The organism is Spirochaetota bacterium (assembly GCA_004297825.1).
Lineage (GTDB): Bacteria > Spirochaetota > UBA4802 > UBA4802 > UBA5368 > FW300-bin19.
Map to the genome: position 1 here is coordinate 1 of SCSX01000033.1, position 25,405 is coordinate 25,405.

The following is a 25,405-nucleotide window of genomic DNA, read 5'->3' on the forward strand; positions in this document are numbered from 1 at the left end:
TAAAGACTTTCCAATTCAGAAAGCCCTTTTTTATATTTAAGCCTCATAGACTCAACTTTTGCAACATGATTTGCAAATTTATCCTGAAAAGATATCTCAGGAATCGGAATCATTATGGTATTCATCACTTCCGAATCAAACCGCTTCGTCCCATGTCCCGCTGTCGTGATTGATGAAAGAATTAAACGCTTCATGGCATTTAAACAATTCACCATGTATTGGGAATTGATACCGTCCCTCAGTTTAATAGCCTTCATATCCTGGTTAATCGATACTGGTACTTCGTTTATTGCCACTGGAAAAGAATGAGCAAGAATCATCCCTCTGACAACAATAAGGATACACCCAGGATCAATTCGTTTCAGCGCAGTTTCTTCGAAGACTATTTCGGATAAATGATCTATGGAGTCATGGATATATGTCATTTTCATGTCCTTCGGACTTACCCATGGGAAATCTCCATTCCAGAAGTCATCACGCTCCTTGCTTGGAGTACCTCCACTGATAAATTGACCGATCTCACTGAATGGCTTAACTTCCCACCCCTTCTCATTCCTAACCGGGTCCCCAAACATCTCCAAAAACATACTCTTCACAAACTCATCCAACAGCCGAATGCTCTCTTTCCGCCTGGCAATAAGCCCCTCAATGCGGGACAGGCGTGTGGCGATGCGGATTTGCTCTTCGAGTGGAGGGAGCAATATTTTGTATCTTTCGAGGAATGCAGTTGGAACGCGTCGCTGACCGGCAGTGCCGGTCATATTTATTTCCGCGACTTTTCGGAATCTCGGGTCCCGAATCAGGTAACTCAAATATTTCCCGTGAATTTCCTTCTTGGGGCGCAGCACATGAAACTCAGTTGACCCGAATGCAACTTGTGTCGGGATATCCTGAACGAAAGCCGCTTTGCCGTTTTCCATGCAGGGAGTTATTTTAGCGAGTATCACGTCTCCCTTTTCAAAATATTTATATCCTTTATCTATTTCCTTAAAATCTCTTTTTTCGACATTTGAAAACGTTCCATCAGTTTGCAATGAACTCATGGGCACAAATGAAACTTCCATACATGGCGAATTCTTTATGCTCACCGGGATAGACGGATTTATTTCACAAACGCTATTTAATGGCACTATTTTCATTCTATTCACAATAGTTGGATGAAGCTCCCCCTTCCCTCACACCCCCCACCTCAACACTTCATCAAAAAACCCCGTCTTCCGATACCGCGCCTCTTCGCCCATGAAATTGCCCTCGTCGCGCTCCATCTCGACCAGTCCCATAAAACGCGCGAACCGTTCCAGGAACAGGAGACAGAACCCACTGGCCAGCATGTCGAATTCTCCTATGGGCTTGATATCACCGGCAAACTGGGGGAACGCGGTCTTGAAATACCCGGCCAGCTCCTCACCCGTGGTGAAGCGCGCCGCCTTATGCTTCACGATACGGAGGCAAAAGACCAGTGTCTTCTGGAAGAAGTCGAAATTCTCGGGAAAGCGGGTGCTATAGAGCCAGTTCCACGATTCGGCGAAATAGAGGAAGAGCGCACGGTAGAGCGCGAAGGCCCCCTCCGGGGCCATTAACGGTTCGGCCTTTTTCGTGAGGCGGAAGCGCCCGTCTCGCTTTTTCATGAAGCCCGAATCCTCCAGGAAGTAGCGTAGCCCCTTGATCTCGACGAGATCGTCCTCGCCCGTCGGAGTGAAATCGAAGACCTTGGTCTCCTTGACGAACCTGTCGTAGAAGTCGCGCACCAGCGCGCGCGGGAGATTGCCCTTTTGCGTCGCCTTGATTCCACGCTCGTCTTCACGAAGCTGCTCGAAAAGATAGCGGCACTGTATCACGGCAGGGACTGCCTCTATGGACTCGCGGGAGGCGTCCGGGTTCAAAGATACGATATCCCGGTTTCCCGAAAAGCGATTTGCGAGAATTGCATGCATCTGCACCGGGGAGAGTCCCAGAAAATCCTCCCGGGGCGCGCTGTTGGAGGCCTGGAACTCCTTGTCAAAGAAGGCCTGCGCCTCTTCCAGGGACTCGAATACACGGTCCCCTATTTTGCGTTTGATCTCGTTCAGGCTCTCCGAAGCGGGATTGGGCGTGCCCCTGAACTCCATGTACGAGGGAACCGGTCCCCGTGAGCTGTCCCAGCTCTCGGCAAATCGCATGTAGTCGTCCATTGAAACGTCGCGTCCCTTCCCGGACGGGAACGGTATGACGACGCCCTTCTTCATGCAGCAGTGCTTGTATTTCTTCCCGCTCCCGCAGGGGCAGGGATCGTTGCGGCCTGGTTTATCGCTCATCGATGGTACCCTTCAACTCGTCGAGTCCTTTCATAATCTCTTGTTCGATCTTTTCCAGCTTCTCTAAAATCACGGCCGGCTTCTCGTACTCGACCTCGTCGTACACCTCTTCCTTGTACCGGTTGAGGCTCAGGTCGTAGCCGTTATCCGCGATCTCCTTCTTGGGAACGAAGAATCCCTTCCCCTTCCGGTCCGTGTCCTTTTTAGGATCGCGCGCCTTGTATTTTGTGACTATATCATGCAAGTCGCTCTTTCCTTCGAGCTTGGTCCGTTTGTCGTCCAGGGAATAGCCGTCGCCCTCCATCTCGTAGAACCACGTGTGCTCCGTGCGCCCGCCGCGCGTGAAGATGAGGATCGCGGTGCTCACCCCGGCGTAGGGCTTGAAGACGCCGGAGGGCATCGTGATGACGGCTTTAAGCTCCGCCTCCTCGACGAGCTTCGTGCGCGCGAGCACGAACGCCTTGCCGCTGCCGAAAAGCACACCCTGCGGCACGATGATCCCGGCGGTCCCGCCTACTTTTAGCATCGTGAAGATGCGCTCGGTAAACAGGAGCTCGGTCTTCGTGGTGGGGAGCTTCAGGCCCTCGTAAATGTCGCCCTTGTCGATGTTCCCGGTGAAGGGCGGGTTCGCCATGATGATCTCGTAGCGGTTCTCCTCGTTGAACGACTTGCTCAGAGTGTCCCGGTAGTCCACGCGCGGGTCGTCAATCCCGTGCATCATCAGGTTCATGAGCCCCAGGCGCACCATCGTGGTATCGAAATCGAACCCGAAAATGCAATCCCCCAGGATCGTCTTCACCTTCTCGGTCAGGAGGCCACTTACGCTGCTGCGCACGAATCCGTCCTCGTCCGCGCTCAATTTCTTCCTGTTCTTGTCGAGCTGGGTCACCATGTACTGATACGCCCCCAGCAGAAACCCCCCGGTGCCGCAGGCCGGGTCCGCGACCTTCTGGCCAAGCTGCGGGGCCACGAGCTCGCATATGAGCTTGATAATGTGGCGCGGCGTGCGGAACTGCCCGTTCTTGCCGGCGGACGCGATCTCGCCCAGCAGCATCTCGTACACGTCCCCCTGGATATCCTGGAAGGTCTGCCCGCCCACGCGCGAGTCCTTGTCGATCTCGATAAAAATGTCCTCGATAATGCCTATCGCCTCCACCAGCAGCGAGGGCTTCGGGACGACGAAATAGGCGTTCTGCATGTGGTGCGTGAACGATGAGGCCGCCCCGTTCATCTGTTTCAGGAACGGGAACACCCTGGTCTGCACGTGCAGCAGCATCTCCTCGGCCTGCATCCGCTTGAAGTGGCTCCACCGCAGGGTCTCTTTCCTGATTTTCTCCTTGGTGCCGGGAAGCGTGAACGTGCCCTTGTAGAGGGACGTGTGGGGCTCTCCCGTGAACTCGGCGTCGCGCGTTCTCTTTAAATCGAGGTCGTCAATGCGCTTCATGAACAACAGGTACGTGATCTGCTCTATCGCGGTGAGCGGGTTGGCGATGCCGCCGCTCCAGAAGCGGTCCCACAGCTTGTCTATGAGGCTCTTTATGCCCGGATTGTTCTGCAGCATCTCACGCCACCAGTGCCTTGGTAAGTTCCACGATCTCGTCTATCTCGCGGGGTTGAAAAATCCCCCGGATGCCCTCGGGATGCAACTGGGTGAAGGGCGCCTCGATCAGGTCGCGCTTTTCGAGCGCGCCCCGCTCTATGATATAGCTCTTCAAAAGCTCCAGGAATTCCAACTGCCGCCCGGTCATAGTTGAATGCGCATTTATAAACATGTCCATCGCTTTTGTGACCGATACAGGAAAACTCTCGAGCGTCTCGATGCCCAGTATGTGGCGGATAAACTGGAGGAACTCGGCCTTCCGGTTGTCGTACGCCCGGCGCAAAAGATCGATCGTGATATGGGGATGCTCGTCATGAAGCTCCTCCGCCGGCGCCTCCGCCTCCATGTCCGATACGGCCTCACCCCGCCGGAGCTTTTGTAGTATGGGGTTGCTCTCCGTAAGCGCGCGAATCCGCGCCTCGACCATCTCCCGGTACCGCGCGATCGACACGGCCTCGTGCTCCGGACCAAACTCCACGCGCTCCTTCCGGTGCAGGAAGTCCCGGAGGTCCAGGCGCTCCGGTCCCGTGGGACCCGGCCGGTCGATGTCGTCTATCGAACCCATCAGGGGAGATAGCCGCTCGGCGAGCACATCGAATGAGCCGTCGGTAATCTTCGCCCAGAAGGCGTTTGTTTGGGCCGATTCGATCAGCTCCCGTTCATCGGCGACCGTGTTCACCGTGAGCGGAAGCTCCGCTATCCGCTCGATCACGCCCTCCCTGAGCGTCTCGAACCTGTCCTTTTCGCCTGTAAGAAACGCGAGCGAGGTCTCAAGTAAATCTTTCCTGAACCGCATCGCCTTGAAGTCCGCCTGAGATATCGTGCGAAAGAGCGGCTTGATCGTGCCGTTTAAGAATTCGATCTTCCGCGCGTTCACATGGTTCCAGAAATTGGGCTCCTCAAGCTTCGCGAGCTCCGCCGCGGCCTCCGCGACGGTGACGGATCGCCGGGGAAGCTCCGCGACCTGCCGCCTGAATGCCTCGATCTCCTTGCGCGCGATTTCGTCTTTTCGAAGCTCGATCGCCTGTTCGATCTTGTCGATGCGGATTCCCGCGTACCGCACGGGAAGCGGTATCTGCGGCGGCAGCTCCTTGCCGCGCGGCGTGATCTTGAAGTACTCGAAGTTATCCCAGCAGTCCATGATAAGAAAGATGTCTTTCTTCGTACACCAGGACTTTATCTTCGCCTCCTCGAGGAGGCGCGTCCCCCGCCCTATCATCTGCCAGAACTTCGTGTACGAGTATACGGGCTTCGCGAAGACCAGGTTCACGATCTCCCGCACGTCGATCCCCGTGTCGAGCATGTCCACGCTCACGGCGACGCGCGGCATGTCGCTGTTCCTGAACTGGTCGAGCAAGCCGCCCTTCCCGTGAACCCGCTGGTCGTCCGAAACGATCACCTTCGCGAGCTCTCCCCGGTACTCCGGGTACAGCACGTCGAAAATCTTCTCGATCCTGCGGGCGTGAGACATCGAGATGCAAAAGAAAATCGTTTTACCGGGAAGCACGCCGTTGGCGTCCTTGATGCACTCCTCCATGAACTCCTTCACGATGAGCGCGTTCGTCCCCCGGTTGGTGACGGTCTTTTCGAGCTCGGTTCCCTCGAAGCTTATCTCCTCAACGTCTTTTCCCTCCAGGATGAGCCGCTTCTGGTCCTCAAGGGATATCGTGCGCTTGTTGATCCCCTCCTGCTGGAATCGGGTGACGATCTTCATCACCTGGAAGCCGCACAGGAACGGGGGCACGTGATTCAGCGCCTCGTCGTAGGAATAGGCGAACGTGGGAAGCCCGTCCTCGCATTCGAAGAGCGAGAAGGTGTTGTGATCGATCACGTCCGTGGGCGTCGCCGTGAGCCCCAGTGTCACGGCGTTGAAGTATTTCAATATCTCCCGGTAGGTGTTGTAGATCGACCGGTGGCTCTCATCCACGACGACCAGGTCGAAGAAGTGCGGTGAAAGCGGATTCTGTTCGTCGCGTATGATGTTCAGCATCGTGGGGTACGTCGCGACGTAGATGCGCCGGTCCTTCGTGATGACGCCGTCGCCCTCGCGCGGCCAGCGGGGCTCGTCCGGCAGGTACTCCTTGAACGCGTTCAGCGCCTGCTCCCGGAGCGCGATCCGGTCCACCAGGAAGAGCGTCCGTTGCGCCCATCCCGCCCGCATGAGTGCGGAAGCCAGCGCCACGCATACGCGCGTTTTTCCGGTACCGGTCGCCATCACCAGCAGGAACTTTCTTTTACGCTTTTCGAGCCCCTCCATCACCGCGCGGATCGCGCGCACCTGGTAATCCCTTCCCGCGATCGCGGTATTGATAAATTCGTGCGCGAGCGGCTTGCCGTTCTCCCGGATATAGTCGAACCGCTCCAGGTCGTCCCGCGTGGGGAAGCCGTGCACCCGTCGCGGGGGGTAGCGTTCCAGGTCCCAGAAGTAGATTTCATGGCCGTTGGTGTAGAAACAGAAAGGCAGCCCCTTGCCGCCGGCCGCCTTTATATGGTAGCAGTACTGTTTCGCCTGTTCGCGTCCCAGTTCCGCGTCACGGGAGGTTTTCTTCGCCTCGATCACCGCGAGCACGGCGCCGTCTTTTCCCAGGAGCGCGTAATCGGCGAACTGGTGCCCCGCGTAAGGCGATGCAGTATCCTTGACGCGGCCGTCGTCGACCGGAATATCGAACTCTTCGACGACGAGCGTGCGATCATGAACGTCCCACCCGGCGAGGGCGAGCTTTTCGTCGATCAAGATTTTGCGTGTGAGGTATTCGTTCATGCTTCCCGCAATTGAAAATGAACCGCCCGGATAAACGCACCGGTATGAACATCGGGCACAATCCCGCATGAGTCTCTCTGTTTACATGCCGCAATTTACAGATACACCATTCTTTAGTTTGTCAACATATATTCCTGACCATCCGGCGGTGATGAAACGGGGGTGCGGTGGCCCAGCCCTCTCATATCATCCTCCCCGCATGCTCATATCATCCTCATATCTATCTCATATGTATCTCCCATCTTTCTCATTATCAGCCGTGTATCACCTGATGTTCACCGCTGATATTTTCCGGGACAGGCCGGTTAGGAAATAGAACGAGAGTCCGGCCGCACCACTTTTGTGGACAAGGAAATTATTTTCCAGGGCGCGGCGAACGACGGCTACAACGAACCCATCCTGGACGACGGGTCCTTCGTATGGACCTCCAGCATCGACGGGGAGATCGGGACGGGAAGGAGCCTTTCCCTTGCGGCGCCGCTTTCACCGGGGACGCACGAAATCACGCTCGAGGTCACGGATTCGTACGGGGGCGTGGATTCACGGACGGTGACGGCGCATTATCCAAGGGTGTTTGGAGATCGTGGGACACGGCGGAACGGACGGAGCTCAACGCCTGGAGCGGGGAGTGAGGACGGATTCGATCCCGCTGATAAAGTCGGCAATCGCGTCAATCGAATCGATGATATCCTGGAGGAAACCGCATCCGGACAGGTACTATTACGGATTAATTAACAGAATCTATTTTTTTTAGAATATCCGAAAGGTACCGGGTGATCATTCATAGTGACTAGGGTTGATATCGAATGTATCAACCAATCCTGGCTATCCTGTGCATCCCTGTTAAACGCCGTACGTCAATCCCCCAGGCACTCCCCCATAACCCGTTTCCATTCCGCGTATTTGACCTCGAAACTCACCGCGTGCGCCGGGCTTGTCGAAGGAAGGACGCGCGCTTCCAGGCCGGGAAGTGTATCGGACCCCTGATGCTTTGAAAAGCTTCGCGACCCTTGATCACGGAGTCCTAGAGGCGATCTTTCCAGTAATTCGGTTTTCTGTGCAAGTTGGCGATGGCAACAACCAGTAAGTTACCGGATCGTATCTGGTAAATAACACCATAGGGGAATATGCGTATCCGGCAGATTCGTAATTGTAATAATCGACGGCCGCGTCGAGCTCAGCCCGGGCTGGTTCAAGAAAAAGGACTTCCACGATTATCGGTATTTGCCAAGGACGTCCTTGATGGACACGGCCTTCAATTCGCCTCTCTCATAGGCGTCAATCCGGCTTTCGGCCTCGGCCGCCCAATGCTTTTCGAGCTCATTATCCGCTGTATCCAGGCTCAGCATGAGCTTATCGATGATGTATGCCCGCTCCGCGGGAGGGAGGTTTATTGCTTTTTCGAGTAATTCCTTGATGTCCGCCATGCAGTTCCTCTTGTGATCCTGTGAATGTAGTGAACAATACTACTACTGTCAAGTTCTATAAAAAGTGAAAGGAAATCTGGCGGGAGTCTTTTCCCGGGGAGGCAGGATCGCATTTCAGCCTCCCAGGCACTCCCCTATCACCCGCTTCCATTCCGCGTATTTGACCTCGAAACTCACCGCGTGCGCCGGGCTTGTCGAAGGAAGGATGCGCGCTTCCAGGCCGGGAAGCGTATCGGCCCCATGATGCTTTTTAAATAGCTTTGCGACCGACTTCCCGTTGAAGAGCAGGCAGCGGATGCCCGGGTATTTTTTCACGAGCGCCCCAATGTCGTTGGGGCGCTCGTTCCTTATTTCGGAATCGAGACTCCCCTCCCGCTCGCAGCTCTCCAGCACGTCCCAGAGGGCGACGGCGTTGTTTTTCAGCAGGCGCAGTTTGTCCCGGTAATTATCGGACCCCGGCGCGCCAAACACCGCGAACATGATCTTCCAGAATTTGTTCGCCGGGTTTCCGTAGTATTCCTTTTTATCGAGCGACATCACGCCGGGCATGGAGCCCAGGATGAGGATGCGGGAGGAGGAATCTGCGATGGGGGGGAAGGAGCGGATCATGGGGCGATTGTGGGGAGAGCCTGGTAAAAAGGCAAGGACGTTAACCGCGAATAGACGCTAATGGACGCGAATTATTTTTCACTATTCGTGTTTATTCGCGTCCCTTAGCGGTTAACAAATCCGTAACCGTCCCGTTTTTCCAGTTAATCATTCGTGGCAGTCGGAATAGCTTCAATTTGCGCTTTTAACTGTGGCAATTTGTTTTTTATTATCTGCCAAACTTCTTCAGCATCAATGCCAAAATAATTATGGGCGACTAAATTTCGAAAACCTTTTATCCGGGCCCAATCAACCTGGCCGTGCTCGCGCATGAAACTCTCGCTCAATCTAGCAACCATTTCCCCAATTATCACAAAATTCATCATCGAAGCGTCAAAAGCTTGTGTATCGGCATAGAATTCATCGGCCCCGGGAAATCCGGCACTGTAATTCTGGATCTTGCGGATGGAATCTGCAATAGATGCAAGCTGAATTTTGTCCCGATCAGACATATATAGTCTCTCTCAAGATAGCGTCCCGCGCGAATGGCTTTAGATACTTCTCCCTGCAAATATCGACTTCCCTTGATAAATTTTCGTGTATGTAATAGCGAAGCCTTGATTTCAATTCAAACAGGTCGGGCGTATCGGTTTCAAATTCGACGATGAGGTCGATATCGCTTTGGTCGGAATATTCATTTCTTGCTATGGAGCCAAAAACCCCGATTCGGGTGACGCGATATTCCTTCAGCATGAAGGCCTTGTGTTCTTCCAGAAATTTGATGATGTCTTCCCGCCCGGGCCGCATTTTCCGTCCTCCATGCTTTTAAATGTGCGACACCCGACGCCGGAGTGCAAGAATTTTTTAAGTGCGACAGCCTGATCCGGAAACGCCGAAAGGTGACATTCGATTACCCTTACTGCTTAGGTTTAATAATTCGTGTTGCGCATATGGGGGTTGAATCGCTATGGGTATACTTAGTACATAATGATTCATCCTTGTGTATATAGAATAATTCAAAGCCATTACCATCTTCATCATTTGCAAAGATAACATTTTTATAACTAAACAAAGCACCATTCTTCAGAATTGTTGATCGCTCTCCATATTTAAGTATTTCCCTATTATATGTTCCATTTTCATTAAATTTATAGGCTAATAAATAATCTCCGATTTTTTCCCTAATTTCATATTCACTAAATTGGTGAACTCTACGGAATCTCTCTGTGGTAGCTACGCTAATAACTTGTATCCAACCGTGCAATATAGTACGTTTCTTGAAATCTTCATACCTACCTGTATCTACATATAACCAACCACTTAAATTTTCGTAAGCAGTATTACTTTCATTTTTATCTGTCACTTTTACCAAATCGGTAATTCTCAATTTTGTTAATTCTTTTGAGTTTATATCAGGTTCTTCTCTTACAATGGCATGTTCTTCAACGATTATGTACCAGTTCTCACCCAATCGATTTTGTGCTAATTGCTGTATAGATATACAGGACAAATTGATTATGCATATCAGCATTAATAATAGTTTCATCGTCTAACCTTGATATAAATCATAATATTGTTAAATCACTCAAAGATCCACGCCTGACCCTACATCCCGCTCGCCTGCGGAAACAGCGTGAACGGCATCGCGCCGTTGTGGATGATCGCGTCGCGCAGGTGGTCGAAGCCCGCGTCCGAGAGGAGTCCCACGAAGCGGTACTTCACCGCGCCCCGGGGCTTGAAGATGACTACCTTGTTGTGGAAGACGAGGAGCGGGTTTCCCCTGAACTCGCGCGCGGACTTCTCGAGGTACTCGCGGTTCTTCTCCCACGAGACATACACGTCCAGCGAGTTCGCGCAGCGCAGGATGATGAGCTCGTCGTCGGCAAGGGGGAGCGCGCGGTTCTCTCCGGTCTTGGCCATGAACAACTGGTTCGATATCGACTTCGTCCCGTCGCCCGGGAGTATGTAGATGTTGGGACTCGAGAGAATCTTCGCCTTGTTCTCGTTGTAGAACGCGGGCGAATTGAAAATGCTCACCTGCTCCGGGAGGTCGAGCGCCACGCAGCGTATGTTGGGAAAGTCGCTCGAAAGCTCCAGGGTCGTGACCGCGCTCGTCCTCTCGTTGGCAAGCGCCGGGCCCACGTCCACGAAGACGATCTTCCCGGCGTTGTAGTAATCGTACAGGTTGATCCCGATCGCCCGCGAAAGCTCGGCGTTCTTGTCGCGGCAGTAGGTGTCGATCCCCTGCAGCTCGTTCCAGTTGAATATGTTGAGCGCGAGCATGCGCGGCATCGTGGGAAGCTCGCGCGCGCTCCTGTGATTGATCGCGGCGCTCAGGAAGAGGTTGCAGTCTATGAGCCTCCCCTCCACGGTGCGCGCCTTGATAATCTGCGGCGAATTGTAAAACGAGTACTGATATTTCTCCACGACGAACTGCAAGAGCTTCTCCTCCTCGATCGAGTTGAAGGCGCTGTCGCGGTAATCGCCGCCCGCGGAGCGCGGGAAGAGAAACGCGTCCACCCTTTCGAAATACGCGAGGTTCGTCTTCTCCTCGAGCTCCCGGATGCTCTTCATGAAGCCGGGATAGTACGTGGCGAAAAACTGCATCTCGCCCGGGGTGACCCTGCCGCGGCAGGTGAGCGAGAGGTTTGTGAAGTCGTACTGGTATTTCCGGTTGTAGAGCGAGAAGAAATAGTTCATGTACGCCGAGGTGTAGTAATCGGTGAACATGGGGACGTAGGTGAGCTCCGGGCCGCCCTCGCTCGAGATGTTGAGCATGGCCCGGCGCGCGGCCGCCTCGCGCAGGAGCGCCTCGCCGCCCCGACCCATAGTGGCCTTCCCCAGGTCCTCAACCACCTGGGCGTAAAATGCGGTGGACATCCTGGCGTCGGATTCGAGGGCGCTTTTCGCCGCCTGGAGATTTTCACCGTACGCATGCGGCTCGCCGCGCTTCATGACGGCCAGATCGTACAGGAGGTACGCCCTTGTCCATGCGTCAAGGCCGGGCTCGTCCAATCGCGATCTTATTTTCTTTTCGAGTGCGGCCGGGTCTTTCGCGGCGGCGGTTTTTCGAATATCGCTCAGGGGATCGGCGGAGGCGGTTTGGGCGTGCGCCGATGCGCGGACGATCCCGGGAAAGGGGCTTAGATAAACGTCAGGGCTTTTTTTTTACTTACTTCAAGGGGAAGAATTACCATCACGGCGCAGGCCGCAGCGCACGCGGCGATAAAGAATTTCATCGAGAGCCCCCCAGGTAACGACAGACCATGCTTTATCGGCGTAGTGTTCATGCGACGGAAAGTTCCTTCACGACATGAGTTGAATCAGCGCGTCCCGCTGATCGCAATAAACATACGACCGGGCGGCTTCGTTGTCAAGTCCATAATATCGGACCTCACGATGCTTATATCCCCTTCATTCCCTGCAGGCCGGAATAGTAACCGCGAATACACGCGAATAAACGCCAATGATCTTTGAAATTCGCGTGCATTAGCGTTCATTCGCGGTTCGGTCCGCTTATTCCCAGCTCCAATCTTTCCCCCTCTCTACCTTATAAATCTAGACCTCCCCCTTTCCATAGGGAATTGTAGAGACGGGCAGATTCCGATTAAGCGCCGCTTGTTGACTTCCCGGCGTTTATTACCTATTTTAGTTTATTCTAAAACATTTATCGTGAAGGAGACTCAAACATGAACGTGATACTCGGAGCTACCGGCCATGTCGGCAGCGAGGTGGCCAATATACTGCTGTCCGCGGGAAAGAACGTCCGCGTGATTTCCAGGAGCATGGACAGGCTCAAGGGCTTCATGGCGAAGGGCGCGATTCCCTTCACCGGCGATATCGCCGATCCCGTATTCCTGGCGAAGGCCTTCGAAGGCGCGGACGCGGTATTCACCATTATCCCCCCCAACGGCAGGGCCGACGATGTCCGGAAATTCCAGAACACCATGAGCAAGTCCATAGACAAGGCGCTCAGGAAGGCGGGCGTGACGCGCGTGGTAAACCTGAGCAGCGTGGGGGCGCACCTGAAGGGAAAGACCGGTCCCGTACTGGGGCTGCACGACCACGAGGAGCGGCTCAACAAGAACGCGAAGCTCAGGATCGTGCACCTGCGGCCGGGCTACTTTCTGGAGAACATGCTCGCCAATATCGACCTCATCAAGTTCCGGGGGGTGAACGGCTCGGCCCTCAAGGCGGACACCCCGCTCCCCTTCATCGCGTCGCAGGACATCGCGAAGACGGCGGCAGGATACCTCATGGAGGGGAAGTTCGTCGGGAGATCGGTGCGCTACCTCCTGGGACAGAGGGACCTCACCATGAACGAGCTCACCCGCATCCTGGGCAAGGCGATCGGCTTGCCCGACCTGCGCTACCAGCAGTTCACCTACGAGGACGCGGAGCGGGCGATGACGACCATGGGCCTGTCCCCCGCCGTCGCGAAATCCTACGTCGAGCTTTCGCGCGCCTTCAACGAGGGCATTCTTACCCGCACACTCGTCCGGACGCCGGAGAGCACAACGGAAACCAGCGCAGAAACGTGGGTCATGGAATTCAAGCGCCTCTACTGCGTGGACAATCCTGCATGCCAGGCGTCGGGATTTTAAGATTATGACATGGCGCCCGTATACATGAAGGCGCGCAAACGCTTGCGCGCCTTCATGTATACTTTTTTCAAGAATTTTATTTGACAAATAGCCCTTCCCGGCCAGCATCAATTATCTGTGCCTATCGCCAACATAGCTCAGTCGGTAGAGCGATTCACTCGTAATGAATAGGTCGCCGGTTCGACTCCGGCTGTTGGCTAAACGCCGGGCCGCGATTAATCGCGGCCCGGCGCGTGTACGGACACGGTCCCGCCCGATTTTCATCCCGCACGGCAACGATTTGCTTTCCTTTTTCCGCATCCCGTGGTAGAGCGGTATTCCCGGCAGGCAGGGTGCGTATCGGCGCCCGATAACCAACGCCGGCGGAGGAATGCTCGTGGTCAAAAAGAAAACGCTTATCGTCATCGCGGCCGTGTGCGCGGTGCTCGCGCTCGTGCTCCTGGCATCCTACATGCTCTTCAAGTGGCGGATCATCGCCTGGTACCTGGACCTGCCCCGTCCCGCGTACGCGGTCACCGTGGACGCCGGCGTAATGGTTCCCGTGCGCGACGGTGTGAAGCTCGCCGCCGACCTCTACCGCCCGGACGCGCCGGGTAAATTCCCGGTCATACTCATCCGCACCCCCTACGGAAAGGAAAACGCCGCGCACAAGTATTCCTTCGCGGGCGGGCTCTTCGCGTCGCAGGGTTACGTGGTCGTGGTGCAGGATACACGCGGCAAGTACGCCTCGGAGGGAACCTTCTACCCCTACACCGACGATGCACGCGACGGCTACGACACCGTCGAGTGGGCGGGCACACGAGAATGGTCCACGGGCGCGGTGGGTATGTATGGCTTCTCGTACTGGGGCTCCACGCAGTGGATCGCCGCCGCGGAGCGGAACGCGCACCTGAAAGCGATCGTCCCCATCATGACCTCCCAGAACATCTACCGGCGTTGGATCTACGACGGGATATTCCACATCGCGGACGTGCTCGCGTGGCATTACGAGAACGCCCCGCGCGCCGGGCGCTCGACGGATCGCGTAGACTGGAACAAGGCCCTCCGGCACCTTCCCCTTGTCGAGGCCGATAACGCCCTGGGCGAAAACATTCCCGCCTACGACGACTGGATTACACATCCCGTTCCCGGGCCCTACTGGGACCGCGTAAACGTCGACACGAAGGCCGGCCGCATGACCGCGCCCGCGCTCATAATCGACGGCTGGTACGACTACTACCTGGACCTCGCCGCGGCGGACTACCACCGCATGAGGACGGCGGGCGGGAGTCCCGAGGCACGGCGGAGCATGCTCCTCATTGGTCCCTGGACGCACACGGCGACCTCGAAATTCGACGACGTAAATTTTGGCGGGGGCGCGTCGTTCATGAAGCAGGTGAAGACCATAATCCGCTGGTTCGATTTTCATTTGAAGGGAAAGGACGACGGCATCTCGCGCGAGAAGCCCGTGCGGTATTTCGTCATGGGGAAAAACGAGTGGCGCGACGCGGACGAATGGCCCCCGCGTAACGCCCGGCAGGCTTCGTGGTTCCTGCACAGCGGGGGCGACGCGAACACGGCGAAGGGGAACGGTCTCCTCTCCCCCGACGCGCCGGGTGTCGAAAAGCCCGACATGTACACGTACGATCCCGATAACCCGGTTCCCACCGTGGGAGGAACCTCGATCTACGCGGGCCTCAGGGCCGGTCCCGCGAACCAGGCGTCGGTGGAGGCGCGCCCGGACGTGCTCGTCTACACCACCCCCCCGCTCGATGCCGATACGGAGGTGACCGGTCCCGTCAAGCTTGAGCTCTACGCCTCGTCGTCCGCCGCCGATACGGACTTCTCGGCCCAGCTTGCGGACGTGCGTCCCGACGGGACTTCGATCAACATTAAGGCCGCGGTGGTGCGGGCGCGCTACCGCGACTCGTTCGAGAATCCCGCGCTCATGGAGAAGGGGAAGGCGTACAGGTTCACGATCGAGATCGGGGCGGTGAGTAACGTCTTTTTGAAAGGACACCGCATCCGGCTCCAGGTGTCCAGCTCCAACTTCCCTGAGTTCGGACGCAACCTCAACTCGGGCGAGGATACGGGGAAGGGCGTGAAGGTCGTGAAGGCCGACCAGCAGGTATTCCACGACAGGGTGCGCCCGTCGCGGATGATACTGCCGGTGATGCCGTGAAGAAGGGGTGCGTGAATAAATTTCCGGGAGCCGCGGCGCTCGTTCTCGCGCTGGTCTTCCTTTTCGCGTGCGAGGACGTCGTCTACATGGGCAGCGTGCGGGACGGGTTCACCGTCGCGCAGGAAAATACCATCTCTCCCGAACGCGCACGCGAGCTCGCCCAGCCCTTTCTCGCGGAATGCTACGCGCGAAGGAAGGCGCAAAGGCTCAGCAATCTCCCCGGCCCGCCCACGGATATCGTCGTGCAAAAGGGGGACTGGTACTTCGTGACGCGGGACAATTACCCGTACAAGACGCTGGGCGCGTACACGCACACCGCGGTGCGCGTCCATACGGAGACGGGAGAGATCGTCAATGGGTGCAGAGAGGATTGAACCGGAAAATCGGCTTTTCTTTTTCGCCCCCGCACCCCCGAAGGGGGCAAGGCGTGCATTCTGCCGGCAATGCCGTTATCCGCAATATCTCGTCGTTTCAGGTCATTCCCCCAATGAAGCAGTCATTCACCGGGATTAATCCTCAACAGCCTCGCCCCCATTCGGGGGGTCAGGGGGGATTTCATCTCTTCCATCGCCTTTTCCTTTATCTCCCTACCTCCGTTTCAGTGAAGCGAGGTCCGCGCCTCAATCCCGTGTCATTTTCATGCTTGACATTTGATAGCATATATGCTATCTTAGTTCAATGCGGGTGACGATCGATACCAACGTCATGTACCAGGCCCTCCGGAGCACTTCGGGCGCATCGCATTTCATACTCACCCTTGTCCGGAACAACAAACTCGCCCTGGCCCTGTCGATCCCGGTTTTCAACGAATACCGGAAGGTTCTCTCCAGACCGCCATCGTTGGACGACCTGGGATTGTCAAAATCGGATATTGAAAAAGTCCTGCGCTTCATCGCGTATATCGGTAAACCCTGTTCCACTTATTTCCTGTTCCGGCCGAATCTGCAGGACGAATCGGACAATATATTTGTCGAGCTGTCAATCGCAAGCAATAGCGATTACCTCATTACCAGTAATACAAGGGACTTCACGGTGAAAGCGGATCTGAAATTCGACGATCTGCACGTGATCACCCCTGCCGAATTCGTGAAACTGTGGAGGGAAAGGAATGAAAGCTGATTCGAGCGTGCTGACGATTCGGGTGCCGAAAGAATTAAAGCATAAGATAGAGCGCATCGCCGACGAGCAGGGGGTGTCGATCAACCAATTGGCGCTCTATGCCTTCACCAAGGAGATAAAGGAAATGGAAACCTCCTCGTACTTCATTTCACTCCTGAAATCGAAATCCAGAAAGGAACTCCTTGAGGACTTCGATTCCGTCATGAAGAAAGTGGGCACCCCCAAGGTTCCGGCGTGGGACAAACTGTAGGAAAGGCGTGTAAGAGTGGGAAACTTCCACTCCACTCCTAACAGCGGCCCCCGCACCCCCGGAGGGGGCACGGCGTGCATTCTGCCGGCAATGCCGTTATCCGTAATATCTCGTCGTTTTAGGTCATTCCCCTAATGAAGCAGTCATTCACTGGGATTAATCCTCAATAGCCTCGCCCCCCTTCGGGGGGTCAGGGGGGGCCTTAGCATGCATTATCAAGAAGCATCGGGTCCGGAAAGCATCTCCTGCAGGCTGTCCACGTTCCTTGAAAGATTGCCCGAAAGCCCCTGGAGCATTTGAGCCATGTCCTGGAGCTTCGTGTAGAATTCCTCGATCGCGCTGATCATCTGCTGCGAATGCTCCATCTCGGTGGCGTTCTTGGACGCGAGCTCGTTCACGGACTGGCCGAACCGGATGGACCCTTCTATGTGCCCGATCACCTTCTCCACCTCGCGTCCCTGCTCGGTGAAGATGCCCTCGAGCGTCCCCAGGAAACCGCGGTTCCCATCCAGGAATCCGATGATGTCGCGCAACGCCTGCGAGGTGCGGTCGATCTGTTCCGATGCGCTGGATATCCCCTCCACGGACTTGTGCACGATCCCGCTGATCTCCTTCGCCGACACCATGCTTCGCTCCGCAAGCTTCGATATCTCGTCGGCCACGACGGCGAACCCGCGCCCGTGCTCCCCCGCCCGCGCCGACTCTATGGACGCGTTGAGCGAAAGCAGGTTCGTCTGATCGGCGATATCGTTTATCGTCTGTGAAATCTCCTCGATCTTCGCCGACTCGTCCTTGAGGCTCTCGATAACCTGGCGCGAGCTCCGCAGCATGAGCTCGCACTCGTCGGAGATGCGCTGCACGGTGTGCGCGTCCTCGCCCGCCTTCTTTCCCGTCGCCGCGGTGCGCCCCAGGTCCGCCTGGAGCCCGCCCACGAGCCTCATGCCTTCCTCGCTCGCGTGCGTCTGCACCCCGGCCTGTTCGGTGAGAAGCCCGAACCAGCCTATGAGCTTTTCCCCCGACGCGCGGCTCTTCGCGATGATCGCGGACTGCTCGGCGACGGTGCCGGTGATATCGCGCGTGAACTCGTTCAGCGTATCGGTGGCGACCAGCACGTGGCTAATGACGTTGCGCGCCTCTGCGATGATCGTTTCGATGCGCGCCTTGTCGGTCTCGAGCTTCCTCCTCTGCTCGTCGATCTTGCGTGACTGCTCCCAGCTGCGGAAGCGGATGCGGTCCAGGAAATAAATGAACACGGCCGCGAAGAACGTGGTCGCCGCGAGGTCGTTCAGCTTGTACTGGTCGCGCACGGTGACGAACTCCATGCCGCGCGCGAGCCCCACGGCGAAGAACCCCGCGAGCGACGACCCCAGCAGGGCCCAGAGTATCGACTTCGTGAGCGGCGCGATCACCGGGATCACGAGAACGAAGAGGTAGCCGCCCATGTACACCGGGTCCGCCTTGGAGGCGCCGGTGAGCACTCCCGTCGCGATCTCGAGGTAGGCGCCCAGGATCGCGAGCAGGTACATGGAGCGCTTCCTGAGGGCGGGGATAAACTGGAGAATAAAGACCAGGAGCGCGGTCGCCGATAATCCGTAGCGCAGCATCACGATGAGCGGCTCGTCCGGGTACAACTGCCGGTCCACGCTCACGTAGCCCAGCCACGCGAACACGCAGATCACCGACGCCGGGAGGAGAATTCTCCCTGCCTGGTAGTGAAGCTCTTCCCCAAAGGTCTCCGCGTGCGAGGTGCGCGGCGGAAACACGATGTTTTTCAGTTTCTGGAACATATTCCTTCCCGGTAAATTTATGTAGTGCGGGACGCGTCCTCAGGCGTCCGTCGCGTGCCCTGTCTCGCTCATGTATACCCGCACCGCCCGACCGCCCTCGACGAGGCGCAGGACGACCCTGTAGCTTCGCGGCCCCGCCGGAAGCGTAAATTCTACGCTTTCGCGTCCCTCCGCGCGCGCGCGGATCGCCCGCGCGCATACTACCCCGGTCAATGCCTCCCCTTCCCTCCCCGCGTCCGGGCCGGTGAGCTCACCCGCGGCGCGGTTGGTATATCGAAGCTCGCCCGTCTCCACGTCGAGCTCCATTACGGGAAAGGGCGCGTCTTCAAGGCGGTTCGCGAGATCCAGGGCGGCCCTGCGCACGCGCACCGTCTCCGTGATGTCCTGCACGGTGCCCTCGATGCCCGTCACCTCACCCGTCTCGCTGGTGAGCGCGCGGCCTATGGCCAGGACCCAGCCCGGCGCCCCGTGCGAGGGCGCGCGTTCCAGCTCCATCTCGTACACGCCGCCTTCGAGAAGCGCCTGTTCCTCCGCGCTCCTCTTGCGCTCCCAGCTTTCCGCCGTGAAATAGGCGGACTGTCCCGCGTAATCGATGGGAGGGAGGCTCTGGTCCCTGCCCATGATGGTGTACATTTCCGCGGACCATGTAACCGCCGCGGAGCCCTTTGTCCAGCGCCAGCCGCCTATCCGGGCGTGCCTACGGGCTTCTTCACATTCCCGCTCCTTCTCCAGTACCTCGTGCTCGAGCCGCTTCCGGTCCCCCATATCCTGGAAGGTTATCACCACCCCGTCAATCACGTTGTCCACGGTACGGTAGGGCAGGATTTTCATGGAATACCAGTTCCCCTCCGTGGTCTCCACCTCGCGCTCCCGGAAGACGAGGTCGCGGAGCACGTCCCGCGCGTCGTCGATAAGGCGTTCATAGCGAATCTTCGTCACCAGGTCTCCCAGGGGCCTGCCGATATCCGTCTGGATGAGATTTATCATCCTGGTCGCGTGCGACGTGAACCGCTTGATGTGCAGGTCCATGTCGAGAAATATCGTGGGGACGTTTATGCTGTTCAGGAGATTCTTCATGTCGTTGCTGGCGACGATGAGCTCGTCGATCTTCCCCTGCAGCTCGCTGTTTACGGTCGTGAGCTCCTCGTTGAGCGACTGCTGTTCCTCCTTGGAGGTTTCGAGCTCCTCATTGGAGGACTGCAGCTCCTCGTTGGTCGACTGCAGCTCTTCGTTCGTGGACTTGAGCTCCTCGTTCGAGGTCTCGAGCTCCTCGATCGTCGTCTGAAGGTTTTCCTTCGTAAGCTGCAGCTCCTTTTCGAGCGCCTTGTATGGTTCTCCCTCCCCGGCTTTCCGGCCGCGCTTGCCGCCCGCCGCCTCGCGGACAACCGGGGGCGTGGTCTCCTCGAACACGACGAGCAGGAGACTGCCTCCGGTCTCCGGCGCGTTCACGGGCCGGACGGTCACCTTCACCGACAGCGCGCCGCCGTTGTACGGAACACGTATCCCCTCGACGGCCTGGGGCCTCGCCTGGGTCCTGGCCCTGCGCATGGCCGACGCGAGCTCGAGCCGCAGGCCCTCGCGCGCCATGTCGTGGATGTTCAGCTTAGCCTCGCCGGGGGCGGGCTCCAGGAATTTCCCGGTCCGGCCGTGAATAAACAGTATGTCGCCGCCCTCGTCGACTATGACGCTCGGGGGCGCGAAGTTTGCGAGGAGGAGCTTCTCCGCGACGTGAGAAAGGGCGGTCCTGTCGGTTTTCTTCGCGCCGGCCCTTGCCGGGGCTCCTTCCGGGACCGGGACCGGGAAATCCAGGGCCATACGGGCCCGCGCCGGCGCGTCCGCGCGGCGGTACAGCTTCCATTTCCGGTCCAGGGGGGAGAAAAGATCGGTGTAGGTTCCAATGGATTCCGACGGGCCCAGGAAGAGCACGCCCCCGGGGCGGATGCTGTAATGAAAGAGGGGGATGAGTTTTTTCTGGAGATCACCGTCCATGTAGATGAGCAGGTTGCGGCAGCAGATCATGTCGAGCTTCGTGAACGGCGGGTCCTTTATTAAATCCTGGGCGGCGAAGACGAGCATCTCGCGGATGTCCTTCTTGATCCGGTACATGCCGTTCTCGGACACGAAGTAGCGCCTGAGCCGTTCGGGGCTCATGTCGCCGGCTATGCTCGCGGAGTACATCCCCAGGCGCGCCGTCTCGACGGCGGCCGTGTCCAGGTCCGTCGCGAATATCTGTGCAGCGAAATGCCGCTTGATCTTGTCCGCGTATTCGCGCAGGCAGATAGCGAGCGAATACGCCTCCTCGCCGGTAGAACAGCCCGGGGCCCAGATGCGCACGGGAAGGTCCTCCGGCCTGTCGTCGAACATGAGGGGAAATGCTTCCCGCGAGAGCGCCTCGAAGGCGTCGGTGTCGCGGAAGAAGCTGGTGACGCCTATGAGGAGCTCCTTGAAAAGCGTCGTGAGCTCCGCCGGTTTTTCCTGGAGGAGGCGCACGTAGTTCGCGATCCGGTCCACCTGGTGAACGTTCATACGGCGCTCGATACGCCGGTAGATGGTGTTCTTCTTGTACGAGGAGAAATCGTGGCCCGTGTGGCTCCTGAGCAGGATAAAAATCTTTTTGAGCGAATCCGGCACCTTGCCCTCTACCGGCGCCACCCTGGACGGGCCCGTCCGGGACGCGTAATTCGTGTAGGCGACAAGCCGGGCCGGCATCTTCTCCGGGGGCAGGATGTAATCCACGAGCTCCGTGGCGATCGCGCTCCGGGGCATGCTGTCGTAGCGCGCGCTCTCCGGGGCCTGCGCCATCACCATGCCCAGCGCCCCCTTCACGGCCCTGAGTCCCAGGGTGCCGTCCGTTCCCATTCCGGACAGGACCACGCAAATGGCCCGTGAGCCCAGGTCCTGCGCCATTGAGCGGAAAAAATAATCTATGGACATCCGGGGGCCCGGCCGGCGCGGCGGGTCCATGAGCTGCAGGCTCCCCTTCAATACCGCGATATCGTAATTCGGGGGGACAATGTACACGGAATTGGGCTTCATCTTCACGCCGTCTTCCGCCTGCGTCACGACCATCTTCGAGAACTTCTGGATGAGCGAGGGCAGCAGGCTCACGTGCGTGGGGTCCAGGTGCGGCACGAGCACGAAGGCCATGCCGGTATCGTCCGGCGTGTGCTGGAAGAAGCGCTCGAAGGCCTCCAGACCGCCGGCGGAGGCGCCTATGCCCACGATATAGAATTCCCCGGGTTTGGGCCTGGGGGGGCGGGGCGCCTTTTTATTCCCGACGGTCTTGCCCGTGCCGGCGGCGTTTCTGGTTTTCGGCATTGTGTCGCCCCTTGTACGATCCGGTAATAGATTTCAACGAAAGGCCGCATGCGGGGGGCCGATGCGCGTATCGGCGTCCAGGGGTTCCCGGACGGCCCTGCGCTTCTCCTTCCGCGCGTTACGGATGCGCATTCACGCGTACGCGGCGGGCGGTACCGGCCGGACGCGCCCTTCCGCTTACGGTAGTATCGGACCCAAGCCCTGTATGAAATCATGCGGCACGGCGGGCGTCAATTCGAATTTAACTGGTGCTGAAAATGAATGCGGTAACCCCGCGTGCCGCGGAGAAAGGCGCGCTTAACCGCGTTCGGGATGATCTCGTCGATCGGCATGTCCGCTGTGCTTCCGATAGAGTACGCGCTTTGCGTGCCCCGGCCGAATTTCAGCCCGCGGGAAACACGATTGCATACCTGGTGCCATTCCCGGTTTCCATGCTCAATTCCCCGCGCAATTGCTTGACGAAGGCGTTGACCATCCTGAGCCCAATGCCCGACTGCACGGCTGCCCCCCCGGGCATTCCCGCCCCGTCGTCCGCCACTTGAAGCAGGATATTTCCTTCCCCGGCTCCCCTGAGCGCGACCCGCACCTCGCCGCCCCCGCCCGCGGGATAGGCATACTTGAACGCGTTCATGACGAGCTCGTTTATAATCATGCCCGCGGTGAGCGCCTTCTTCGCCGGAAGGTCGAAGTCCTCGATCGCGCTCTCGATGTGCACCAGGCAATTGTTCCCCGGGCACGATTTCACCATCTCCTCGATGAGCGGAACGAGGTAATGCCGGGCATTCACCGAGCCGTAGCTCCCGCTGCGGGCCAGGGTATCGTACAGGATCATCATCGACTGGAGCCGGTTGGTCAGCTCGCCCAGCACGTCCTGCGCCTCTTTCTGCACCATCTTCTCGCGGTGGAGGGTGAGAAGGCTCAGGATCGTGATCAGGTTGTTCTTCACGCGGTGGTGAATCTCCTGCATGAGCAGGTCCTTTTCCCTGAGAAGCTCGCGGATCTGCTGCTCCGTGCGCCTGCGCCCGGTGATATCGGTGATCGCGATGCGCGCCTGGAGCAGCCCGCCCTCCTGGTCGCGGATCGCGATGGCCTCGAACCACGCGTAAAATTGCGACCCCTCCCCCGAAAGCATCCTGAGCTCCCAGCTCTCCCTGTTTGCGCCTTTCGCGAGCTTGTTGAGGTGGGAAAAGTAAATGTCCCTGTCGCCGGGATCGATAAGCTTGCTGAAGGGACGCCCTATGAGGAACTGCCGGTCGCTCCCGGCCATCCCGGCCCCGGTCAGGTTCGCCTCCAGGACGAGGCCGTCGCCGCTCACCGTGAAATAGCCTATGGGAGCGAGGTCGAAGAGGTCGCGGTACCGGTCGCGCGCATCCTCCAGGTCGCCCCGGGTCTGCTTGAGCTCATCGTTCTGGCTCTCGAGCTCTATCTGGTGGGTCTGGAGGTCGGCGACCAGGCGTTTGTTTTCATTATCCCTCGCCATCTCGTCGGGGGTGTTTTTCTTTGGTGCGGATTTTTTAACCGGTGCCGCGGCTATCGTGACTGCGCCAGCGTTCGCTTTTCTCTTTGTCATTTGATTCCCCTCCACCTGCGCACCCCTGGGTGAAGGTTGCACTATTCTCCATCGAAAAGTCATCCATGACGAATCGGCGCAGGTATTTAATTTATATATAAAATACGATATAAATCAAGTTAATAAATAGATAGATAGATAGATAGATAGATAGATTTTTTGCGAAACTGCCGTCTCGCGCTTGCGGGGGCCCCTGCGGGGGTCTTTTAAGGGGCTTCGCCCCTTATACCCCGTAAAGAAAGAATTATGCAACAAGTTGGCGCGATTCGACCCATTCCGGGTGCGACAACTCACGGGCGCCGGTTTATAGCCGGAAAAACCGTTCATATTTCTCATTCCTCGTTCGTATTCACTTTGGACGCCTTTGTCCCGGAGGATACGGAATGCTTCGCACTTCTATAAACATGAGCCACATCGTCTACGTGAATATCGCACTTGCCGCGGCAAAGCTTGGAACAACCCGCCAGGCGGTCGTCATCATGCTCCTGAAACGCGTTCTGCGCGATATAGATCGGTTTCAGGGAGGGTTTACTCTGGTGAGGTATCAGCCCCGTGATCCCTGGAAGCGCTGGCATTGTTTTCCGATTCGCTTCAGGAAGAACGAGAATGAGTTTGCTTCGGATTTTCGTAAGTTGAGCCGGTTCTCGGTCGCGCATCTGGTAGCCATTGCGACGAAGCGCTACCTGCACGAGTTGCTGTGCGATTCAGCCGGAAGGCATAATTATGTTCGGTTCCCCCAGTATGCCATCGGCCAAAGGAGCGCAGGGGGCATTTTGTGCTGGGAATTCTACTGGGGAGACACCGAAAACCACCCTACAAGAGCCTCACCCACGAAAATACTCCGCCGCACCTCCTCACATTAAGCATCTTTCGTCCACACGCACGCCAAACCATGGGCGAGGTATGCCCATTTATGCCCTGCTTCCCACTCAGGCGATAAGGTCCTTCATGCTCACGAAGACGTAAAAATCACCCAGGTCACTTCCAAACGGAATGCATATTACCGGCACGCCCGATATCCACGCGAGCTGGTGGTTCACGCCCTTCACGATGGAAGGGAGCGAGATGACGATCTTGACGTCCTCCATCTCCCTTTTCGAGTTACCCGCGATGATGTTGACGAGCTCTCCCACGGAATCGATAACCAGCTCGTCGAAAATCTTGGTCTCGCGCTCCGTGATCTTCGAGACGGTTTTAAGCGCCACGAGCTTGGGAAAGCTTATGATCACGAAGCCCACCACCTCGCCCGCGAGTCCTATGATGCCGGAAATGTCGTAATTGAGCTTGTTCGTCGAAGGCGAATAGATGAAGGGCTTCCCCGGCTGGACCGTGATGCCCACGAACTGGCGAAATACGTCCTGCGTCGTCTTTATGAAGGGATTGACGAATTTGACGTTCATGGCATCACCCCTGTCCGTTCTGGTTTAGGTATTTGTCGATCTTCTTGAGCAAGGTGGGGCCCGTGATGGGCTTCGTGATATAGTCCGTCACGCCGGCCTTGATCGCCTCCATCACGTTGTACTTCGCGGCCTCCGCGGTCACCATGAGGATGGGGAGGTTCTTGTATTTGTCCCTCTCGCGCAAAAGCTTCACGAGCTCCAGGCCGTTCAGCTCGGGCATGTTCCAGTCCACGAAGAGGACGTCAATCGTCTGGTCCTCCATGATCAGGAAGGCCTCCTGGCCGTTGGGGGCCTCAAGTATCTCCCCGCCCTTGATCCGCTTCTCGTGGATCACGTTCTTGAGGATGTTGCGCATTATCTGCGAATCGTCGACGACCAGGATCTTCATCTGCAGGCTCCTGCAACTCGTATTTCCCCGCGGCTGATCGCCGCCCCTCCCCGCCGCCCGAATGAGCGCCGGGATGCTCGCCATGCCTTTCCGCTTTTTAATATTTTGGCCTGGGGGCCGATACCCTTACGTGACGTT

22 protein-coding genes, 1 tRNA gene and 1 pseudogene are annotated in these 25,405 nt (G+C 57.3%); 8 read left to right on the forward strand and 16 right to left on the reverse strand.

Annotated features, from left to right (window positions below):
* The 4 genes from EPN93_06080 to EPN93_06095 all read right to left on the reverse strand — a co-directional run.
* Window positions 1-1,148, reverse strand: a 1,148-nt coding sequence (locus EPN93_06080) for a restriction endonuclease subunit S (GenBank protein ID TAL36995.1), incomplete at its 3' end; no start/stop codon positions are given.
* Window positions 1,149-1,175: 27 nt separating this feature from the next.
* Window positions 1,176-2,294 (reverse strand): hypothetical protein, encoded by a 1,119-nt coding sequence (locus EPN93_06085; GenBank protein ID TAL36996.1) that lies wholly within the window; start codon window positions 2,292-2,294, stop codon window positions 1,176-1,178.
* A complete protein-coding gene (locus EPN93_06090) occupies window positions 2,284-3,855 on the reverse strand; it encodes an SAM-dependent DNA methyltransferase (GenBank protein ID TAL36997.1) in 1,572 nt (523 codons plus the stop codon). Before EPN93_06090 ends, EPN93_06085 begins: the two co-directional genes overlap by 11 nt.
* 1 nt (window position 3,856) lies before the next feature.
* Entirely contained in the window at window positions 3,857-6,655 is a 2,799-nt protein-coding gene (locus tag EPN93_06095) for a DEAD/DEAH box helicase (protein ID TAL36998.1), read from the reverse strand.
* A gap of 342 nt (window positions 6,656-6,997) precedes the next feature.
* Here EPN93_06095 and EPN93_06100 point away from each other — a divergent pair, with 342 nt between their 5' ends.
* A complete protein-coding gene (locus EPN93_06100; protein TAL36999.1) occupies window positions 6,998-7,390 on the forward strand; it encodes a hypothetical protein in 393 nt (130 codons plus the stop codon).
* Window positions 7,391-7,679: 289 nt separating this feature from the next.
* Here the strand turns inward: EPN93_06100 and EPN93_06105 are convergent.
* The 7 genes and pseudogenes from EPN93_06105 to EPN93_06135 all read right to left on the reverse strand — a co-directional run bounded on the left by EPN93_06105 (window position 7,680) and on the right by EPN93_06135 (window position 11,685).
* Window positions 7,680-7,867: pseudogene (locus EPN93_06105) on the reverse strand (hypothetical protein).
* A gap of 2 nt (window positions 7,868-7,869) precedes the next feature.
* Window positions 7,870-8,082: a hypothetical protein gene (locus tag EPN93_06110; GenBank protein TAL37000.1), complete on the reverse strand. Its 213-nt coding sequence runs from the start codon at window positions 8,080-8,082 to the stop codon at window positions 7,870-7,872.
* Window positions 8,083-8,196: 114 nt separating this feature from the next.
* The gene (locus EPN93_06115) at window positions 8,197-8,691 is read right to left on the reverse strand and encodes a DNA-deoxyinosine glycosylase (protein ID TAL37001.1); all 495 of its coding nucleotides are present in this window, start codon (window positions 8,689-8,691) and stop codon (window positions 8,197-8,199) included.
* A 143-nt stretch (window positions 8,692-8,834) separates the two neighbouring features.
* Window positions 8,835-9,182, reverse strand: a complete 348-nt coding sequence (locus EPN93_06120) for a DUF86 domain-containing protein (protein TAL37002.1) — start codon at window positions 9,180-9,182, stop codon at window positions 8,835-8,837.
* Window positions 9,175-9,477 carry a hypothetical protein gene (locus EPN93_06125; protein ID TAL37003.1) on the reverse strand — a complete coding sequence of 101 codons (303 nt, stop codon included), beginning with the start codon at window positions 9,475-9,477 and terminating at the stop codon, window positions 9,175-9,177. The genes EPN93_06120 and EPN93_06125 overlap by 8 nt, the downstream gene beginning before the upstream one ends.
* Window positions 9,478-9,586: 109 nt before the next feature.
* On the reverse strand, window positions 9,587-10,141 hold the full coding sequence (locus EPN93_06130; GenBank protein TAL37004.1) for a hypothetical protein: 555 nt from the start codon (window positions 10,139-10,141) through the stop codon (window positions 9,587-9,589).
* Between the two features lie 134 nt (window positions 10,142-10,275).
* Window positions 10,276-11,685 (reverse strand): hypothetical protein, encoded by a 1,410-nt coding sequence (locus EPN93_06135; GenBank protein TAL37005.1) that lies wholly within the window; start codon window positions 11,683-11,685, stop codon window positions 10,276-10,278.
* A 674-nt stretch (window positions 11,686-12,359) separates the two neighbouring features.
* Between EPN93_06135 and EPN93_06140 the strand changes: the two genes are divergently transcribed.
* The 6 genes from EPN93_06140 to EPN93_06165 all read left to right on the forward strand — a co-directional run bounded on the left by EPN93_06140 (window position 12,360) and on the right by EPN93_06165 (window position 16,804).
* Window positions 12,360-13,274, forward strand: coding sequence for an NAD-dependent epimerase/dehydratase family protein (locus EPN93_06140; protein TAL37006.1), 915 nt, complete (start codon window positions 12,360-12,362; stop codon window positions 13,272-13,274).
* A 126-nt stretch (window positions 13,275-13,400) separates the two neighbouring features.
* A tRNA-Thr gene (locus EPN93_06145) sits at window positions 13,401-13,473 on the forward strand.
* 171 nt (window positions 13,474-13,644) lie between these two features.
* The gene (locus EPN93_06150; GenBank protein ID TAL37007.1) at window positions 13,645-15,435 is read left to right on the forward strand and encodes a CocE/NonD family hydrolase; all 1,791 of its coding nucleotides are present in this window, start codon (window positions 13,645-13,647) and stop codon (window positions 15,433-15,435) included.
* A gap of 11 nt (window positions 15,436-15,446) precedes the next feature.
* A complete protein-coding gene (locus tag EPN93_06155) occupies window positions 15,447-15,809 on the forward strand; it encodes a hypothetical protein (protein TAL37008.1) in 363 nt (120 codons plus the stop codon).
* Between the two features lie 304 nt (window positions 15,810-16,113).
* Window positions 16,114-16,554, forward strand: coding sequence for a putative toxin-antitoxin system toxin component, PIN family (locus tag EPN93_06160; GenBank protein TAL37009.1), 441 nt, complete (start codon window positions 16,114-16,116; stop codon window positions 16,552-16,554).
* Window positions 16,544-16,804: a toxin-antitoxin system HicB family antitoxin gene (locus EPN93_06165; GenBank protein ID TAL37010.1), complete on the forward strand. Its 261-nt coding sequence runs from the start codon at window positions 16,544-16,546 to the stop codon at window positions 16,802-16,804. The genes EPN93_06160 and EPN93_06165 overlap by 11 nt, the downstream gene beginning before the upstream one ends.
* Window positions 16,805-17,019: 215 nt before the next feature.
* Here EPN93_06165 and EPN93_06170 read toward each other — a convergent pair whose 3' ends face one another.
* The 3 genes from EPN93_06170 to EPN93_06180 all read right to left on the reverse strand — a co-directional run bounded on the left by EPN93_06170 (window position 17,020) and on the right by EPN93_06180 (window position 23,542).
* Entirely contained in the window at window positions 17,020-18,591 is a 1,572-nt protein-coding gene (locus EPN93_06170) for a hypothetical protein (protein ID TAL37011.1), read from the reverse strand.
* Window positions 18,592-18,630: 39 nt separating this feature from the next.
* The gene (locus tag EPN93_06175) at window positions 18,631-21,909 is read right to left on the reverse strand and encodes a hypothetical protein (GenBank protein ID TAL37012.1); all 3,279 of its coding nucleotides are present in this window, start codon (window positions 21,907-21,909) and stop codon (window positions 18,631-18,633) included.
* Between the two features lie 382 nt (window positions 21,910-22,291).
* On the reverse strand, window positions 22,292-23,542 hold the full coding sequence (locus tag EPN93_06180) for a PAS domain S-box protein (GenBank protein ID TAL37013.1): 1,251 nt from the start codon (window positions 23,540-23,542) through the stop codon (window positions 22,292-22,294).
* A 320-nt stretch (window positions 23,543-23,862) separates the two neighbouring features.
* On the opposite strand from EPN93_06180, the gene EPN93_06185 reads away from it, so the two are divergent.
* Window positions 23,863-24,342: a hypothetical protein gene (locus tag EPN93_06185; protein ID TAL37014.1), complete on the forward strand. Its 480-nt coding sequence runs from the start codon at window positions 23,863-23,865 to the stop codon at window positions 24,340-24,342.
* 66 nt (window positions 24,343-24,408) lie between these two features.
* On the opposite strand, the gene EPN93_06190 is transcribed toward EPN93_06185, so the two are convergent.
* Window positions 24,409-24,879: a chemotaxis protein CheX gene (locus tag EPN93_06190; protein TAL37015.1), complete on the reverse strand. Its 471-nt coding sequence runs from the start codon at window positions 24,877-24,879 to the stop codon at window positions 24,409-24,411.
* A 4-nt stretch (window positions 24,880-24,883) separates the two neighbouring features.
* Complete coding sequence (locus EPN93_06195) at window positions 24,884-25,267, reverse strand: response regulator (GenBank protein ID TAL37016.1); 384 nt, start codon at window positions 25,265-25,267, stop codon at window positions 24,884-24,886.
* Window positions 25,268-25,405 lie beyond the last annotated feature (138 nt).

What these genes read in the sequence shown, in the direction of transcription:
- EPN93_06085 (TAL36996.1), bottom strand. Translation starts at nt 2,294, where the DNA reads ATGAGCGATAAACCAGGCCGCAACGATCCCTGCCCCTGCGGGAGCGGG.
- EPN93_06090 (TAL36997.1), bottom strand. Translation starts at nt 3,855, where the DNA reads ATGCTGCAGAACAATCCGGGCATAAAGAGCCTCATAGACAAGCTGTGG.
- EPN93_06095 (TAL36998.1), bottom strand. Translation starts at nt 6,655, where the DNA reads ATGAACGAATACCTCACACGCAAAATCTTGATCGACGAAAAGCTCGCC.
- EPN93_06110 (TAL37000.1), bottom strand. Translation starts at nt 8,082, where the DNA reads ATGGCGGACATCAAGGAATTACTCGAAAAAGCAATAAACCTCCCTCCC.
- EPN93_06115 (TAL37001.1), bottom strand. Translation starts at nt 8,691, where the DNA reads ATGATCCGCTCCTTCCCCCCCATCGCAGATTCCTCCTCCCGCATCCTC.
- EPN93_06120 (TAL37002.1), bottom strand. Translation starts at nt 9,182, where the DNA reads ATGTCTGATCGGGACAAAATTCAGCTTGCATCTATTGCAGATTCCATC.
- EPN93_06125 (TAL37003.1), bottom strand. Translation starts at nt 9,477, where the DNA reads ATGCGGCCCGGGCGGGAAGACATCATCAAATTTCTGGAAGAACACAAG.
- EPN93_06140 (TAL37006.1), top strand. Translation starts at nt 12,360, where the DNA reads ATGAACGTGATACTCGGAGCTACCGGCCATGTCGGCAGCGAGGTGGCC.
- EPN93_06150 (TAL37007.1), top strand. Translation starts at nt 13,645, where the DNA reads ATGCTCGTGGTCAAAAAGAAAACGCTTATCGTCATCGCGGCCGTGTGC.
- EPN93_06160 (TAL37009.1), top strand. Translation starts at nt 16,114, where the DNA reads ATGCGGGTGACGATCGATACCAACGTCATGTACCAGGCCCTCCGGAGC.
- EPN93_06165 (TAL37010.1), top strand. Translation starts at nt 16,544, where the DNA reads ATGAAAGCTGATTCGAGCGTGCTGACGATTCGGGTGCCGAAAGAATTA.
- EPN93_06170 (TAL37011.1), bottom strand. Translation starts at nt 18,591, where the DNA reads ATGTTCCAGAAACTGAAAAACATCGTGTTTCCGCCGCGCACCTCGCAC.
- EPN93_06175 (TAL37012.1), bottom strand. Translation starts at nt 21,909, where the DNA reads ATGCCGAAAACCAGAAACGCCGCCGGCACGGGCAAGACCGTCGGGAAT.
- EPN93_06180 (TAL37013.1), bottom strand. Translation starts at nt 23,542, where the DNA reads ATGACTTTTCGATGGAGAATAGTGCAACCTTCACCCAGGGGTGCGCAG.
- EPN93_06185 (TAL37014.1), top strand. Translation starts at nt 23,863, where the DNA reads ATGCTTCGCACTTCTATAAACATGAGCCACATCGTCTACGTGAATATC.
- EPN93_06190 (TAL37015.1), bottom strand. Translation starts at nt 24,879, where the DNA reads ATGAACGTCAAATTCGTCAATCCCTTCATAAAGACGACGCAGGACGTA.
- EPN93_06195 (TAL37016.1), bottom strand. Translation starts at nt 25,267, where the DNA reads ATGAAGATCCTGGTCGTCGACGATTCGCAGATAATGCGCAACATCCTC.